This window comes from Xinfangfangia pollutisoli (genome assembly GCF_020179405.1).
GTDB classification, from domain to species: domain Bacteria; phylum Pseudomonadota; class Alphaproteobacteria; order Rhodobacterales; family Rhodobacteraceae; genus Pseudogemmobacter; species Pseudogemmobacter pollutisoli.
This window is the reverse complement of the sequence record NZ_JAICBZ010000026.1, coordinates 31,261-45,192: the sequence shown is the minus strand read 5'-3', so window position 1 is coordinate 45,192 and position 13,932 is coordinate 31,261. Positions and strand designations below refer to the sequence as shown.

At 69.7% G+C, this 13,932-nt stretch carries 13 protein-coding genes and 2 riboswitches; of the genes, 6 read left to right on the top strand and 7 right to left on the bottom strand.

Annotated elements, in window-relative coordinates; all coding sequences use genetic code 11:
- From K1Y73_RS10075 to K1Y73_RS10065, 3 genes are all read right to left on the bottom strand, one after another.
- On the bottom strand, window positions 1–2,081 hold a 2,081-nt coding region (locus K1Y73_RS10075; protein WP_225028166.1), incomplete at its 3' end, for a cobaltochelatase subunit CobN.
- Between the two features lie 7 nt (window positions 2,082–2,088).
- A complete protein-coding gene (cobW, locus tag K1Y73_RS10070; protein ID WP_225028165.1) occupies window positions 2,089–3,123 on the bottom strand; it encodes a cobalamin biosynthesis protein CobW in 1,035 nt (344 codons plus the stop codon).
- A complete protein-coding gene (locus K1Y73_RS10065) occupies window positions 3,124–3,492 on the bottom strand; it encodes a DUF1636 family protein (RefSeq protein ID WP_225028164.1) in 369 nt (122 codons plus the stop codon).
- A 100-nt stretch (window positions 3,493–3,592) separates the two neighbouring features.
- A riboswitch (cobalamin riboswitch) is annotated at window positions 3,593–3,839 on the bottom strand.
- 43 nt (window positions 3,840–3,882) lie between these two features.
- Here K1Y73_RS10065 and cobO point away from each other — a divergent pair.
- A complete protein-coding gene (gene cobO / locus K1Y73_RS10060; RefSeq protein WP_225028163.1) occupies window positions 3,883–4,533 on the top strand; it encodes a cob(I)yrinic acid a,c-diamide adenosyltransferase in 651 nt (216 codons plus the stop codon).
- A gap of 199 nt (window positions 4,534–4,732) precedes the next feature.
- The gene (locus K1Y73_RS10055) at window positions 4,733–6,178 is read left to right on the top strand and encodes a cobyric acid synthase (RefSeq protein ID WP_225028162.1); all 1,446 of its coding nucleotides are present in this window, start codon (window positions 4,733–4,735) and stop codon (window positions 6,176–6,178) included.
- Here K1Y73_RS10055 and cobD read toward each other — a convergent pair.
- From cobD to K1Y73_RS10035, 4 genes are all read right to left on the bottom strand, one after another.
- A complete protein-coding gene (gene cobD / locus K1Y73_RS10050; protein ID WP_225028161.1) occupies window positions 6,175–7,149 on the bottom strand; it encodes a threonine-phosphate decarboxylase CobD in 975 nt (324 codons plus the stop codon). The two genes, K1Y73_RS10055 and cobD, sit on opposite strands and share 4 nt — an antisense overlap.
- A 13-nt stretch (window positions 7,150–7,162) precedes the next feature.
- The gene (locus K1Y73_RS10045; protein WP_225028160.1) at window positions 7,163–7,981 is read right to left on the bottom strand and encodes a propanediol utilization protein; all 819 of its coding nucleotides are present in this window, start codon (window positions 7,979–7,981) and stop codon (window positions 7,163–7,165) included.
- Window positions 7,971–8,660: a 5,6-dimethylbenzimidazole synthase gene (gene bluB, locus K1Y73_RS10040; protein WP_225028159.1), complete on the bottom strand. Its 690-nt coding sequence runs from the start codon at window positions 8,658–8,660 to the stop codon at window positions 7,971–7,973. The genes K1Y73_RS10045 and bluB overlap by 11 nt, the downstream gene beginning before the upstream one ends.
- A gap of 43 nt (window positions 8,661–8,703) precedes the next feature.
- Window positions 8,704–8,882: riboswitch (cobalamin riboswitch) on the bottom strand.
- A gap of 50 nt (window positions 8,883–8,932) precedes the next feature.
- Window positions 8,933–9,580 (bottom strand): TetR/AcrR family transcriptional regulator, encoded by a 648-nt coding sequence (locus K1Y73_RS10035; RefSeq protein WP_225028158.1) that lies wholly within the window; start codon window positions 9,578–9,580, stop codon window positions 8,933–8,935.
- A gap of 157 nt (window positions 9,581–9,737) precedes the next feature.
- Between K1Y73_RS10035 and K1Y73_RS10030 the strand changes: the two genes are divergently transcribed.
- The 4 genes from K1Y73_RS10030 to K1Y73_RS10015 are packed head-to-tail and all read left to right on the top strand — an operon-like array spanning window position 9,738 to window position 13,919.
- On the top strand, window positions 9,738–10,601 hold the full coding sequence (locus K1Y73_RS10030) for an FAD binding domain-containing protein (RefSeq protein ID WP_225028157.1): 864 nt from the start codon (window positions 9,738–9,740) through the stop codon (window positions 10,599–10,601).
- Window positions 10,592–11,071 (top strand): (2Fe-2S)-binding protein, encoded by a 480-nt coding sequence (locus tag K1Y73_RS10025; protein WP_225028156.1) that lies wholly within the window; start codon window positions 10,592–10,594, stop codon window positions 11,069–11,071. The genes K1Y73_RS10030 and K1Y73_RS10025 overlap by 10 nt, the downstream gene beginning before the upstream one ends.
- Window positions 11,068–13,464 (top strand): xanthine dehydrogenase family protein molybdopterin-binding subunit, encoded by a 2,397-nt coding sequence (locus K1Y73_RS10020; protein WP_225028155.1) that lies wholly within the window; start codon window positions 11,068–11,070, stop codon window positions 13,462–13,464. The genes K1Y73_RS10025 and K1Y73_RS10020 overlap by 4 nt, the downstream gene beginning before the upstream one ends.
- Window positions 13,455–13,919, top strand: a complete 465-nt coding sequence (locus K1Y73_RS10015; RefSeq protein ID WP_225028154.1) for a CoxG family protein — start codon at window positions 13,455–13,457, stop codon at window positions 13,917–13,919. Before K1Y73_RS10020 ends, K1Y73_RS10015 begins: the two co-directional genes overlap by 10 nt.
- Window positions 13,920–13,932 lie beyond the last annotated feature (13 nt).

Genomic DNA, 13,932 nt, shown 5'->3' with positions numbered 1-13,932 from the left:
ACCGCATGCTTCGGCTGGGCCTGGGCGGCCAGAAGCCCCGCGCGTTCCTGCGCCCCGCAGGCGCCGCGGCCCAGCACATGCAGCCCGTCGCCATATTGGCTTTCCTTGATGTCGCAGACGAAACGGTCCAGCCGGGTGATCGCCTCGGCCATGCCGGCGCCGGGGGGCAGGCCCAGATCGTCTTCCACCCCGCTGGCGCGGGCCTCGTCGCGGATATCCTGCATCAGCCGGTCGCGGCGGGCCGGGTCCAGCCCGTCGGCGGTGGAATATTCATCCAGCAACCGTTCCAGCCGGGCCAGACCCGGCGGCAGGCTGGCCGAGGTCAGCGGCGGCGGCAGGTGGCCCATCGTGACCGCGCCGATCCGCCGCTTGGCCTGCGCGGCTTCGCCCGGATCGTTGACGATGAACGGGTAAAGGACGGGCAGGGGGCCGGTCAGCGCCTGGGGCCAGCACGTCTTTGACAGGGCGACGGATTTTCCCGGCAGCCATTCCAGCGTGCCATGCGCGCCCATATGGATCAGCGCATCCAGACCCTGCGCCCGCAGCCACAGGTAGAAGGCCACGTAGCCATGCCGGGGGGTACGCGAGAGGTCGTGATATTCGGCGTCGCGGGCGGCGGTCTCGCCGCGTTCAGGCTGCAGCGCGATCAGCGCCGCCCCGTGCTGCAGGGCGGTGAAGTGGAAGGCGCCATCGCGGAAGGCCGGATCGGCCTCGGGCGCGCCCCAGGCGGCGGCAAGGTCCTGGCGCAGGGGTTCGGGCAGCGATTGCTGCGCAGAAAGATAGGCGGAAAGGGGCCAGGACAGCGAGGCGCTGGTCAGCCGCTTGGCCAAAGGCGGGGGCGGCGGCAGGTCATAGCCCGCGGCCGCCAGATCGGTCAGCACGGCTTCGGACGAGGCCAGCGCATCCAGCCCCACCGCATGGGCCATCTGATGGGCGCGGCCGGGATAGGTGGACAGGACCAGCGCGAAGCGGCGGGCGGGCGCGGGGGTGGCGGCAAGCTGCAGATGGGCGCAGACGCGGTCGACCGCTGCCGCCACAAGCGCCGGATCGGCGCGATGGGCGAAGCGGGCATAGTGCAGATCCGGGTCACGCCGGCCGGGCGACTTGAACGAGATCACCCCGGCGAACAGCCGCCCGTCCACCTCGGGCAGGACCACATGCATCGCCAGATCGGCGGGCGACAGGCCGCGATCCGAACCCGCCCAGTCGCGGCGCCGCGCGGTGGACAGGGCCACCTGAAACACTGGCGCGTCGAAGGCGTCGAACGGCGTTGTCCCGTCATCGCCCCGGGCCGAGAAGGCGGTGGCGTTGATCACCGCAGCGGGCGGGCGCGCCTGCATCTGCGCCGCCAGCCAGTCCGGAAAGCCCGGCGCCTTCAGCGAGGGCGCGAAGACGCCGCAGGCCGGCAGGCCCCGGGCGCGCAACGCATGGATCAGCGCATCCACCGGGTCGGTATCGGCCGAAGTCAGATAGCTGCGGTAAAAGCTGACCAGCACCGGCGCGCCTTCGGGCGGGGCGGCGATCACCCCCTGCGCCGGGTCGTAAAAGCCGAAATCGGGCACGCGCTTGTTGCCCGGCACCGGCCCGGCATAAAGCCCCGCCGCCAGGGCCAGCTGCGCCAGCGCCGCCTCGGCCGCCACCGCGCCCCCGGCATCGCACAATTCCGCCAGCCGCCGCAGCGTCGACACCGGCAGGGTCGAGGCCGCATCCAGCGCCGGATCGGGCCGCCCGTCCGCCGGCAGCACCGCCAGCGCGATGCCCCGCCGCTGCGCCAGATCGCGGATCGAGGCCAGGCCATAGGGCCAATAGGCCTCGCCGCCAATCAGCCGGATCAGGATCGCCCTGGCGCCCGACAAGGTGCGCTCGACATAGGTGTCGACCGAGACGGGGTGCTTAAGCGCGACGATGTTCTGCAGCCGGGTCGAGGGCAGCTTGCCCGCCGCCCGATGCCAGCCCGCCGCGAAAGCCCCAAGGTCGCTGTCGGAAAAGGACAGCACCACCAGGTCGCCCGGGTCCTGCCCGGGGTCGAAGGGCGTTTCCGCCTCGTCCAGACCATGGCTTTCGCGGAAGACGACATGCATCGTGGCGTCAGGCCCCCAGCACGGCGCGGATGGCGGCCTCGTCGATGTCGTGATGTTCGGCGATCACGACAAGCCGGGTCTGGCGCGGCGTGGCCCCCCAGGGCCGGTCGAACTGATGCCGGACCCGCTCGCCCACCGCCTGCAGCAACAGCCGCATCGGCCGCCCCGTGACCGCGACATAGCCCTTGACCCGCAGGATATGCTGCTCGCGCGCCAGGCGCTGAACCTTGGCCACCAGCGCCTCGATGTCATCGACTTCCGCAAGCTCGATCACCACCGAATCGAAATCGTCATGCTCATGGTCGTCGGCGCCGTCATGATGGCTGGGCCGCGCCGCCAGATCATCCTCGGCCGCCGCGTTCAGCCCCAGGATCACCCGCGGGTCGATCACGCCATCGGTCATCGGCAGCACCGGCAGCTTGCGCGGCGCCTCGGCCTCGATCACCGCGCGGGCGGCCGCAAGACCGGCCTCGCCGGCCAGATCGGCCTTGGACAAAAGCACGATATCGGCGCAGGCGATCTGATCCTCGAACACTTCCGACAGCGGGGTTTCATGGTCCAGCGACGCATCCGCCGCCCGCTGCGCATCGACCGCCGCCACATCGGGGGCAAAGCGCCCGGCCGCCACCGCCTCGGCATCGGCCAGCGCCACCACCCCATCGACGGTGATCTTCGAGCGGATCGCCGGCCAGTCGAAGGCCTTGAGCAAGGGCTTGGGCAGGGCAAGGCCCGAAGTCTCGATCAGGATATGGTCGGGCCGCTCGGGCAGCGCCATCAGGGCCTCGATCGTCGGGATGAAATCGTCGGCCACGGTGCAGCAGATGCAGCCATTGGCCAGCTCGACGATGTTTTCGACCGGACAATTCGCGTCGGCGCAGGATTTCAGGATCTCGCCATCCACCCCCACAGTGCCGAATTCATTGACCAGAATCGCCAGCCGCTTGCCCTGCGGATTCTGCATCAGATGGCGGATCAGCGTGGTCTTGCCCGCACCCAGAAAGCCGGTGATCACGGTGACGGGGATCTTGGTCAGGTCGGTCATTCAGGCCTCCTCGGCGGTGACGAACGGGGGGATGCGGGCGATGCTTTGCTTGCGGAAGATCACCGGGCGGTCGCGCCAGGGCACGATTCCCTGATCGGCGCCGGCATAAAGCCCCGCCCCGCGCAGGATTTCGGGCACGTCCTCGGCCGTCAGCCGGCCATAGACATAGGACCAGCCGCCGGGTTTGGTCAGCGCGACATTGCAGCCGTGATCGCAGGCCGACAGGCAGTCGACCGGGCGGATTTCCACCCCATCGGGGGCGCCTTCTGCCAGCAGCGCCGCATGCAGGCGCGCGCCGGGGCAGGTCTCGCCCTCGGGCACGGGCTGGCCGGCCCGGCAGGTCATGCAGACATGTAGCACGGCGCCCATCGGCCCCTCCTTCGCAGCGCAGGGCGCGGCAACAGGGCGCAATCGGCCATCCGGAGGGAAGGATCCCTGTCCGAAAGGTCGCGGCTCACCCCGTCCGCGCGTTTCAGTCCGGGCGCTGGCAGGTCTCCCGGCTTGCGGATATCGGGGCGGGGCATCGGCCCTTCCCCGGCGCTCTGCCCGCCTTCCCGGCCTTGCGGCCAGTGGCATTGGACAGACCTTTCCGGTCACGGTCGCGGGGGCGGCTGCGCTTCGGGCCGGCGACGCCGGAAACCCCCGGACGGTCGCAAATCCTGTCGCATTCCCTTTTGGCCTGCCTTACGACAGGCACCAGCGCTACTCGCCCCTTCCATGCCACAACGCGTGGAGGTGTCAAGAAGAAGGACCGCCGCTATGGCCGACGCCACCGACATTCCCGCCGCCGCCGCCGCCACCGAGACCGATGACCTGGCCCGCCATGCCGCCAAGATGGCCAAGAAGAAGGCCGCGCGCGACAAGATCATGGCCGGGAAATCCGGCGAGAAGGGGTTGGTCATCGTCCATACCGGCACGGGAAAGGGCAAGTCCTCGTCGGGCTTCGGCATGATCCTGCGCTGCATCGCCCATGGCATGCCCTGCGCCGTGGTGCAGTTCATCAAAGGCGCCTGGGACACGGGCGAGCGCCGGTTGATCGAGGCGAATTTCGCCGATCTCTGCCAGTTCCACGCCATGGGCGAGGGCTTTACCTGGGAAACCCAGGACAAGGCCCGCGACATTGCCGCCGCCCGCAAGGGCTGGGAAAAGGCGAAGGACCTGATCCGCGATCCCGAGATCCGCTTCGTCCTGCTGGACGAGATCAACATCGCGCTGCGCTACGATTACCTTGATCTCGACGAGGTTCTGGCCTTCCTGCGCGATGAAAAGCCACCGCTGACCCATGTCTGCCTGACCGGCCGCAACGCCAAAGAGGCGCTGATCGAGGCCGCCGATCTGGTGACCGAGATGACGCTGGTGAAACATCCGTTCCGCGCAGGGATCAAGGGCCAGCCGGGGGTGGAATTCTGATGCCGCAGCGCCCGGCCCCCGCCCCCGCGGCGCGCGCCCCATCGCCGGCGGGCGGGAACCGATGGCGCCTTCGCAGGCTCTGCCCGGGATATTCCAGCACCATAGAAGCCCACAAAGACAGGTTCGGCTTTCCTCTCTGCAAAAATATCCCCGCCGGAGGCTTCCGCACTCTCCGCTCGCACCCGGTCAGGGGGATGCGATGCCCGCGCTGATGATCCAGGGCTGCGGCTCGAATGTCGGCAAGTCGATGCTGGTGGCGGGCCTGTGCCGGGCGGCGCGGCGGCGGGGCCTGGGCGTGGCGCCGTTCAAGCCGCAGAACATGTCGAACAATGCTGCGGTGACGGTGGATGGCGGCGAGATCGGCCGTGCCCAGGCGCTGCAGGCCTTGGCCTGCGGGCTCGACCCGGTGACCGACATGAACCCGGTGCTGCTGAAGCCCGAATCCGAAACCGGTGCGCAGGTCGTGGTGCAGGGGCGGCGGCTGACGACGACGCGGGCCGCCGATTATCCGGCGCTGAAGCCGCGCCTGATGACCCATGTGCTGGACAGCTTCCACAGGCTTGCGGCGGCACAGGATCTGGTGATCGTCGAAGGCGCGGGAAGCCCGGCCGAGGTGAACCTGCGCGCGGGCGACATTGCCAATATGGGCTTTGCCCGGGCGGCGGATGTGCCGGTGGTGCTGGCCGGCGATATCGACCGGGGCGGGGTGATCGCGCAGATCGTGGGCACGCAGGCGGTGATCGACCCGCAGGATGCCGCCCAGGTCGCGGGCTTTCTGATCAACAAGTTCCGCGGCGATCCGCGGCTGTTCGATGACGGATACCGTTTCATCGAGGCGCGCACCGGCTGGCGCGGCTATGGTGTGTTGCCCTGGTTCCCGCAGGCGCATCTGCTGCCGGCCGAAGACGCGCTGGACATTGCCGGCGCGGCGCGGCCGGGCGGTGTGACCGTGGCCTGCCTGATGCTGTCGCGCATCGCGAATTTCGACGATCTCGACCCGCTGAAGGCCGAGCCGGGGGTCAATCTGGTGATGGTCCGCCCGGGCGAAGCCATTCCGGGCGATGCGCGGCTGGTGATCATCCCCGGCTCGAAATCCACCCGGGGCGATCTGGCGTTTCTGCGTGCCCAGGGCTGGCAGATCGACCTGGCCGCTCATGTCCGGCGCGGCGGCCATGTGCTGGGGATCTGCGGCGGCTATCAGATGCTGGGCCATGTGGTGCGCGACCCCGAGGGGATCGAGGGGCCGGCCGGCGAAACCCCGGGGCTTGGGCTTCTGGAGGTGGAAACCGTCATGACGCCCGACAAGCGGCTTGCCCGGGTCAGCGCCACCCATGCCGCCAGCGGGCTGGAGGTTTCGGGCTACGAGATCCATATCGGCCGCAGTTCGGGCCCCGATTGCGCCCGCCCCTTCGCCCATGTCGAGGGTCGGGCCGAGGGCGCGCTCAGCACCGATGGGCGGATCGCCGGCAGCTATCTGCACGGGCTTTTCGCCTCGGACGCGTTCCGGGCGGCCTATCTGGCCGGGCTGGGGATTGCCGCATCGGCGCGCAGCCATGCCGCGACGGTCGAGGCCACGCTGGACGCACTGGCCGATCATCTTGAGGCGCATCTGGACGTGGCGGGGCTTTTGGCGCTGGCGCGCTAGGTGCCGGAATTGCTCAGCGCGTCTGTCAGGCGCTGCCATTCCGGCTCGGGCCCGGGCAGGCCCAGGCGCAGCCAGCGGGCGGAATAGGGGAAGCTGCGGCTCCAGATCCGGTGCCGGGCCAGACGGTCCTGCGCGGCGGCGGCATCGGGCGTGTCATACAGGCGGAACAGGGGCGTGCCGCCGACCAGCGCCCAGCCGGCGGCCTGGGCCAGCGCATCGGCCCGCGCGGCATCCTGCGCCAGTTGGTCGCCCATCGCCCTTGCCCAACCGATATCGGAAAGCGCGGCCCGCCCGGCCGCCAGCGCGGGGCCCGAGACCGGCCAGGGCCCCGACATCGCCGCCATCCGGTCGATCAGCGGCGCCGGGCCGAAGGCAAAGCCCAGCCGAAGCCCGGCCAGCCCGTAGAACTTGCCGAAAGACCGCAGGACCAGCACATTGCCGCCGGGCGCCTGCGGCAGAAGCGACAGGCCCGGCAGCGGATCGGCGAAGCTTTCATCGACCACCAGAAGCCCCACGCGGCCGGCCAGCGCGGTCAGCGCGGCCTGGGTCAGCACCCGGCCATCGGGATTGTTCGGATTGACCACCACCGCCAGATAGGCGCCATCCAGATCTGAGGCTTTCGGGCAGTCTGCCACCTCCCAGCCCTCGGCCCGCAGGGTGGCCGCATGTTCGTTATAGGTCGGGCCCAGCACCCGCGCGCGGCCGCGCGGCAGCAAGCGCGGCACCAGCTGGATCGCGGCCTGTGCGCCGGCCAGCGCCAGACCCGCCCAGCCGGGCGCAACCTGCCAGGCGCCGCGGGCGGCATCGAGCAGCGCGTCTTGGGCGCTGCGGGGCGGCAGGCGGCGCAGGTCGTCGGCGCTGAGCGCGGGCGTCGGATAGGGCCGGCGGTTGATGCCGGTCGACAGGTCGATCCAGTCGCCGCCGCCATAGGCGCGGATCGCCTGGTCGATATTGCCGCCATGATCGCGCATGCCCTGCCCCCTGTCAGATCGTTCCGGTCCTGAGCCGGCAGATGCCGCGCAAACCGGCGCTGTGCAAGACGTCTGCCCCATGTTCGGGGATGCCGCCCGGCGCGAAGATCAGCGCCCGCGCCGCACCGGAATGCGACATCGCCCAGCCAAGCGCGCCCAGATCGCGGGCCAGCGCCTCGGTCGGGTCATCGGCCGGGCCGCGCCGGGCCAGACAGCGCCGCGCGCTTTCGCGGGCGATGGCCGCGCAGCCGGCCAGACCGGGCGCGGCGGCCCAGGCGGGCAGCAGGTCCGAGATATCGGGATAATCGTCGTCATTGGCCCGCGTGGGCAGGGCCGGGCCCCAGAAGCCGGCCAGCAGATGCGCGCGGGGCACCGCCGGAAGCGGCGCCAGAACCCGCGCCTGGCGCGAGGCCCAAAGCATGCGGTCGGGGGATGCGAACATCAGCGGATCACTCGCGCCTTCGGCGGCCAGACAGGCGCGGGCCAAGGCCTCAGCCGACCCGCGAAAACCCGCCAGACGCGCCACCGCGATCAGCGCGGCGGTGGACATGCCGGTGCCCAGGCCCGGCGCGAAACGCGGGCGCAACAGGTAGCGGCCGGTTGCAGGCAGGCCCAGATCGCGAAGAAATCGTGCCAGAACCGGGGCGGCGATGCGGCCTTGTCCCGCGCCAAAGCGGCAGGCGGTCAAAGGCCCGGGCAGGCGCCGCCCGGTCATCCCCCAGCCTTCGGGCCGCAGGGTCACCAGCGCGACCGGACCCTGCGGCCCGATCCGGCCCTGCAGCCATTCGCCGAAATGGCAGGGCAGGGCGATGGCGCGTCCCTCAGCCCGCACCTTGCCCCCAGCCATCCCGGTGGATCAGGGTTTCCAGCGCCAGCCGGTCGCGCCAGCCACGGGCCTGCAGTTCCGGCTGGTCATGCAGCGCCTCGACATGGCCAAGGCACAGATAGGCCACCGGCACCACGCCTTCGGGCAGGGACAGGATCTCGCGCAGGGCGCCTTCGCGGAAGATGCTGACCCAGCCGATCCCCACGCCCTCGGCCCGCGCGGCGAGCCAAAGGTTCTGCACCGCGCAGACCGTGGAAAACAGGTCCATCTCGGGCGCATGGGTGCGGCCCAGAACCACCGGCCCGCCGCGGTTGCGGTCGCAGGTGATGCAAAGGTTCACCGGCGCCTCGATGATGCCTTCCAGCTTCAGCGCGTCATAAAGCGGGCGGCGGGTGTCGGGAAACATCGCCGCCGCCTCGGCATTGGCGGCGCGAAAGGCGGCCTGCACGCGCGCCTTCACCGCCGCATCGCGGATCACCACGAAATCCCAGGGCTGCATGAAGCCCACCGAGGGCGCGTGATGCGCGGCGGTCAGAAGTCGGGTCAGCAGGGCCTCGTCGACGGGACGCGGCGAGAACTGGCTGCGCACGTCGCGGCGGGTGAAGATGGCGCGATAGACGGCGGCGCGCTCGGCTTCGGAAAACGGCCCGGCGGGGGCGAGAGAGGCGGAGAAGACGGACGGCATGGCAGAACCCCTGCATGAAATCAGGCCGGCTGCTGACCAACAGCCGCCCCGGTTCCGTCTGGCCGGTCTTCTGACTCGGTTTCGCGCGGGGCGGCGCCTTCCCGGCCCGGGGGCCAGTGGCATATGCAGCCCCATCCACCTTACAGCGTTGGGCACGTTGCGGCCTTGCACCGCATTCCCGATTATCCCGCGGGTGCGGGCACCAGACGCCGAAGCTGTAGCCGCAAGCCGGACGCCGCGCAATCGGGCTTGCGGTGCGGGATCGCCAAGCCTCAGCCGCCCGCGTCTTGCTTCATCAGCGCGGGGATGCCGGACAGATAGGCCCGCACCGTGCGCTCGACCGCGCCGCCGACATCTTCGGCAATGCCGGTGCCGTAGATGTATTTGCGGATCGCCATGTAGAAGACGCCGCCATGCAGGCCCCAGAACAGCTCTTCCTCGGCCTCGCTGGGCGGCTGCGCCGGCAGGCCCAGCTCGTGGCGCGCCTCGACCACGGCGGGGCGGATGATCCGGTCGCGCACGATCGCCAGATAGCGCGCCGGCAGACCGTAGGATTTCAGCCCCGACGAGATGAAGATCCGCACCCATTCATATTCGAAAACGGAGTCGGCATAGGCGCGATAGAAGCGGATCAGCCGATCTTCCAGCTTCTGGCTGCGGTCGGTGATCCAGTCTTCCCATTCGCTGCGCCAGCGGCTGGTATAGACATGTTCATAGACCCGCTCGATCAGCGCCTCCTTGCTGTCGAAATGCCGGTAGATCACCGCATGCGACACGCCCAGCCGCTTGGCCAGTTCGCGCGTCTGACCTTCAAAGCCGCATTCGGCGAAGAATTTCACCGCCTCTTCCAGGATCTGCTGGTCGCGATCATCCCGGCGCATGTTCTTGCGCCGGGGCGCGGGCGCGGCCGTTTCATCCATGGGCGAATGCCTCCTCAACTTCGGGCAGATTAGCCAATGCCAAAGTTGTAACCAAGTGGTCATTTTTGTGCTTGCGCGGAATCGTCGCGCCTGTCATTTGTAACCAACTGGTCAGAAGTTGGGAGTGGAGCCCGGCCTGACCGGCTGTGAGGAAGCAATGAAGGCGCCGCCATTCGCATACCGGCTTGCGGAGGATCTTCCGCAGGCCCTGGATCTTTATGCCCGTTCGGCGGGCGATGCGGTCTATCTGGCCGGCGGGCATTCGATCGTGCCCTCGCTGTCGCTGCGGCTGCAGGCGCCGGCGCTGCTGATCGACATCTCGCGCATTGCGGCGCTGGCCGGCGTGTCGCTGGGCCCCGAAGGGCTGCGCATCGGCGCCACCACCCCGCATGCGGTGCTGCTGGAAGATCCGCTGGTCGCGACCCATGCGCCCCTCTTGGCCGAGGCCGCCCGCCATGTCGCCCATCCGGCGATCCGCAACCGGGCGACCTTTGGCGGCAATCTGGTGCTGGCCGATCCGGCGTCGGAATTCCCGGCCGTGGTGCGCGCCCTGCGCGCGGAGCTTGAGGTCGAGGGGCCCGAAGGCGCGCGCCAGATCGCGGCCGAGGATTTCTTCCTGGATCTGTACACGACGGCGCTGCAGCCGGGCGAGATCCTGCGCGCGGTGCTGATCCCGCCGCCGGCGCCGGGCCAGCTTGTGGCCTTCGCCGAACTGGCGCGGCGGCAGGGCGATTTCGCCATGGTCGGCGCGGCGGTGCGGCTGGTGCCTAAGGCGGGCGTGATCGGCACGGCCGATATCGTCTTTCACAGTGTCGGGCTGACGCCGATGCGCGCCGTGGCCGCCGAGGCCGCCCTGATCGGGCAGGCGCTGGACGCGGCCACAATCGCCGCGGCCTGCGCCGCCGTCGCGCAGGATCTGCAGCCGGGCGACGACCCGGTGCTGCCGGCGGCGACCCGGCTGCATCTGGCGGGCGTGCTTCTGGGCCGGCTGTTGCGGCGTGTTCAGGGGGAATGGGCGTGAAACAGGCGCTTGAATTGCAGGTGAATGGCGAGGCGGTCGCGCTGATGGTCGAGCCGCGCCAGACGCTGGCCGATGTGCTGCGCGACAGCTTGCGGCTGACCGGCACCCATCTGGGCTGTGAGATGGGCGTCTGCGGCGCCTGTCTGGTGCTGCTGGACGGCAAGCCCGTGCATGGCTGCCTGACGCTGGCGGTGCAGGCGCAGGGCTGTGCGGTGACCACGGTCGAAGGCCTTGATGCCTCGGGCGAGATCGCCGATCTGCAGGCGGAATTCCACGCCCGCAACGCGCTGCAATGCGGCTATTGCACGCCCGGCATGCTGATGACCGCCCAGGCGCTGCTGAAACGCGGCGCGGTGCCGGACCGTGCCGAAATCCGCGAGGCGCTGTCGGGCAATTTCTGCCGCTGCACCGGATACGAGGCGATCGTCGATGCCATCGCCGCCACCGCGGCGAAGCGGGGCGCGGCATGACCCAGCGCTTTGCCCCCGACCGCCCGGCCCATATCGGCCAGCCGCATCTGCGCCGCAACGCCCTGCGCCATCTGGCCGGGCGGGGCGCCTATGTCTCGGATCTGGCGCTGCCGCGCATGGTGCATGCGGCCTTCCTGCGCAGCCCGATGGCACATGGCCGGATCACCGCGCTGGATCTGGACGAGGCGCGGGCCGCGCCCGGGGTGATCGCCGTCTATTCCGCCGCCGATCTGAACCCGATGTGTCAGGGCTGGACCGGGGTCCTAAGCCATTTCGCCGGCATGACCAGCCCGGCCCAAAGCATTCTGGCCGATCAAGAGGTGCTGTGGGTCGGCCATCCGGTCGCCATGGTGATCGCCCGGACCCGGGCCGAGGCGGAAGATGCCTGCGAGAAGATCCTGCTCGATATCGACGACCTGCCCGCCGTCGCGGGCTTTGCCCCGGCGCTGGATCCCGACATGCCGGCGGCGGCCGAGGCCAGCGCCTCGAACCTGTGTTTCCGGGCCGAGCTGAAGACCGAAGGCGCCGCGGCGGCCTTTGACGGGGCGGCGCTGGTGGTGGAAGGCGAATGGCGCTTTGGCCGCCACACTGCCGTGACGCTGGAGCCGCGGGCGGTGGTGGCCGATTACGACCCGGCCAGCGGCCAGTTGACCGTGCATCACGGCACCCAGACCCCGTTCCAGTTTCAGGATGTCTATGCCCGCCAGTTCGGCCTGCCCGACAACCGCGTGCGGGTGATCTCGCCCGATGTGGGCGGCAGTTTCGGGATGAAGCTGCATCTCTATCACGAGGAAATGGCCACGGTCGCCGCCAGTCTGAAGCTGCACCGCCCGGTGCGTTTCGTGGCCGACCGGCTGGAAAGCTTCACCTCCGACATCCATGCCCGCGACCATAAGGTCAAGGCGCGGATGGCGCTGGACGGCCAGGGCCAGGTGCTGGCGATGGAGGTGCTGGACCGCACGCTGATCGGCCCCTATTCCACCTATCCCCGCACCTCGGTCGCCGAGGGCAATCAGGTGATCCGCCTGATGGGCGCGCCCTATGCGATGCCCGATTATCACGGCGTGCTGGAGGTGCTGTTCCAGAACAAGGTGCAGACCAGCCAATATCGCGCCGTGGGCCATCCGATCGCCGTGCAGGTGACCGAGGCGCTGATCGACCTGGCGGCGGAAAAGCTGGGGCTGGACCCGTTCGAGATGCGGGCGCGCAATGTGGTGGCGGATGACGCCTATCCTTGTGCCTCGGCCACCGGCTACCGCTTCGAAAAGCTGTCGCATCAGGAAAGCCTGCGCCGGCTGCGGGCGCTGATGGATTACGACGGGTTGCGGGCCGAACAGGCGGCCTTGCGCGAAAAGGGCATTCACCGCGGCATCGGTCTGGCGACCTTTGTGGAAATCACCAATCCCGGCGCGGCCTTCTATGGCGTCGGCGGGGCGCGGATCTCGGCCCAGGATGGGGCGGTCGTGCGGCTGACCCCGGGGGGCGAGGCGCATTGCGCGATTTCCGTCACCGAACAGGGGCAGGGCACCGAAACCATCATCGCCCAGATCGTCGCCGACCAGTTGGGGCTGACGCCCGATCAGGTGAAGGTGGTAACGGGCGACACCGATGCCACGCCCTCGGGCGGGGCGACCTGGGCCTGCCGCGGCGCCGGGATCGGCGGCGAAACCGCGCTGCGGGCGGGGCGCAAGCTGGCCGAACAGCTGTGCCGCATCGCCGGGGCGATCCTGCAGGCGGCGCCCGAAAGCCTGGCGCTGAGGGGGGGCGCGGTGGTCGATGCGGCGACGGGGGCCGAGCGGCTGGCGCTGGCCGAACTGGCGCGGATTGCCACCTACCGGCCCGACACGCTGCCCGAAGGCACCGACAATTCGCTGTCGGTCGCCCAGCACTTCGCGCCGCAGGGCTATCCTTTCGGCTTCACCAATGGCGTGCAGGCCGCCTGGGTCGAGGTCGACACCGAAACCGGCCTGGTCAAGCTGTTGAAGCACTGGGTGGTCGAGGATTGCGGGCGGATCATCAACCCGCTTCTGGTTGATGAACAGATCCGCGGCGGGGTGGTGCAGGGCCTGGGCGCGGCGCTGTATGAGGAATGCCTTTATGACGATGCCGGGCAGCTGCTGAACGGCTCCTTGGCCGATTATCTGGTGCCGATGGCGGGCGAGATGCCCGATATCCTGATCGGCCATGTCGAGACGCCGACCGAGGACACGATCCTTGGCGCCAAGGGCGTGGGCGAGGCGGGCACCGCCGCCGCCGGCGCGGCCGTGATGAATGCCGTGAACGACGCGCTGCGCCCCTTTGGCGCGCGGCTTTGCCAAACCCCGATGACCCCGGCGCGCATCCTGGCTGCCCTGGGCATCGGTCCGACCGAACGGGATGAGACATGGAACTGACCGGAAGCCACAGCCTGACCCAGCCGCCCGAAACCGTCTGGCGCGCGCTGTTCGACCCCGAAGTGCTGGCCCGCGCCATCCCGGGCTGCGAGACGCTGGCGCAGACCTCGGACGACGCCTTCGCCGCCACGGTCAAGCTGAAGATCGGCCCGGTCTCGGCCCGGTTCAAGGGCGAGGTCGAACTGGCCGACAAGGAGCCACCCTTCGCCTGCACCCTGTCGGGCAAGGGCTCGGGCGGGATCGCGGGCTTCGCCAAAGGGGCGGCGCGGGTGACGCTGGCGCCTGAAGGCACGGGCACGGTTCTCAGCTACACCGCCGAAGCGGCCCTGGGCGGCAAGCTGGCCGCGCTGGGAAGCCGGCTGATCCAGGCCACGGCGGCGAAGCTGGCCGACGAATTCTTCACCCGCTTCGCCGATGTGCTGAACGAAACCACCACCACCGCCACCACCGACTGACCGACTGACATAA

Coding starts and splice junctions, on each gene's coding strand:
- cobW (WP_225028165.1), bottom strand. CDS start 3,123: ATGACCGACCTGACCAAGATCCCCGTCACCGTGATCACCGGCTTTCTG.
- K1Y73_RS10065 (WP_225028164.1), bottom strand. CDS start 3,492: ATGGGCGCCGTGCTACATGTCTGCATGACCTGCCGGGCCGGCCAGCCC.
- cobO (WP_225028163.1), top strand. CDS start 3,883: ATGGCCGACGCCACCGACATTCCCGCCGCCGCCGCCGCCACCGAGACC.
- K1Y73_RS10055 (WP_225028162.1), top strand. CDS start 4,733: ATGCCCGCGCTGATGATCCAGGGCTGCGGCTCGAATGTCGGCAAGTCG.
- cobD (WP_225028161.1), bottom strand. CDS start 7,149: ATGCGCGATCATGGCGGCAATATCGACCAGGCGATCCGCGCCTATGGC.
- bluB (WP_225028159.1), bottom strand. CDS start 8,660: ATGCCGTCCGTCTTCTCCGCCTCTCTCGCCCCCGCCGGGCCGTTTTCC.
- K1Y73_RS10035 (WP_225028158.1), bottom strand. CDS start 9,580: ATGGATGAAACGGCCGCGCCCGCGCCCCGGCGCAAGAACATGCGCCGG.
- K1Y73_RS10030 (WP_225028157.1), top strand. CDS start 9,738: ATGAAGGCGCCGCCATTCGCATACCGGCTTGCGGAGGATCTTCCGCAG.
- K1Y73_RS10025 (WP_225028156.1), top strand. CDS start 10,592: ATGGGCGTGAAACAGGCGCTTGAATTGCAGGTGAATGGCGAGGCGGTC.
- K1Y73_RS10020 (WP_225028155.1), top strand. CDS start 11,068: ATGACCCAGCGCTTTGCCCCCGACCGCCCGGCCCATATCGGCCAGCCG.
- K1Y73_RS10015 (WP_225028154.1), top strand. CDS start 13,455: ATGGAACTGACCGGAAGCCACAGCCTGACCCAGCCGCCCGAAACCGTC.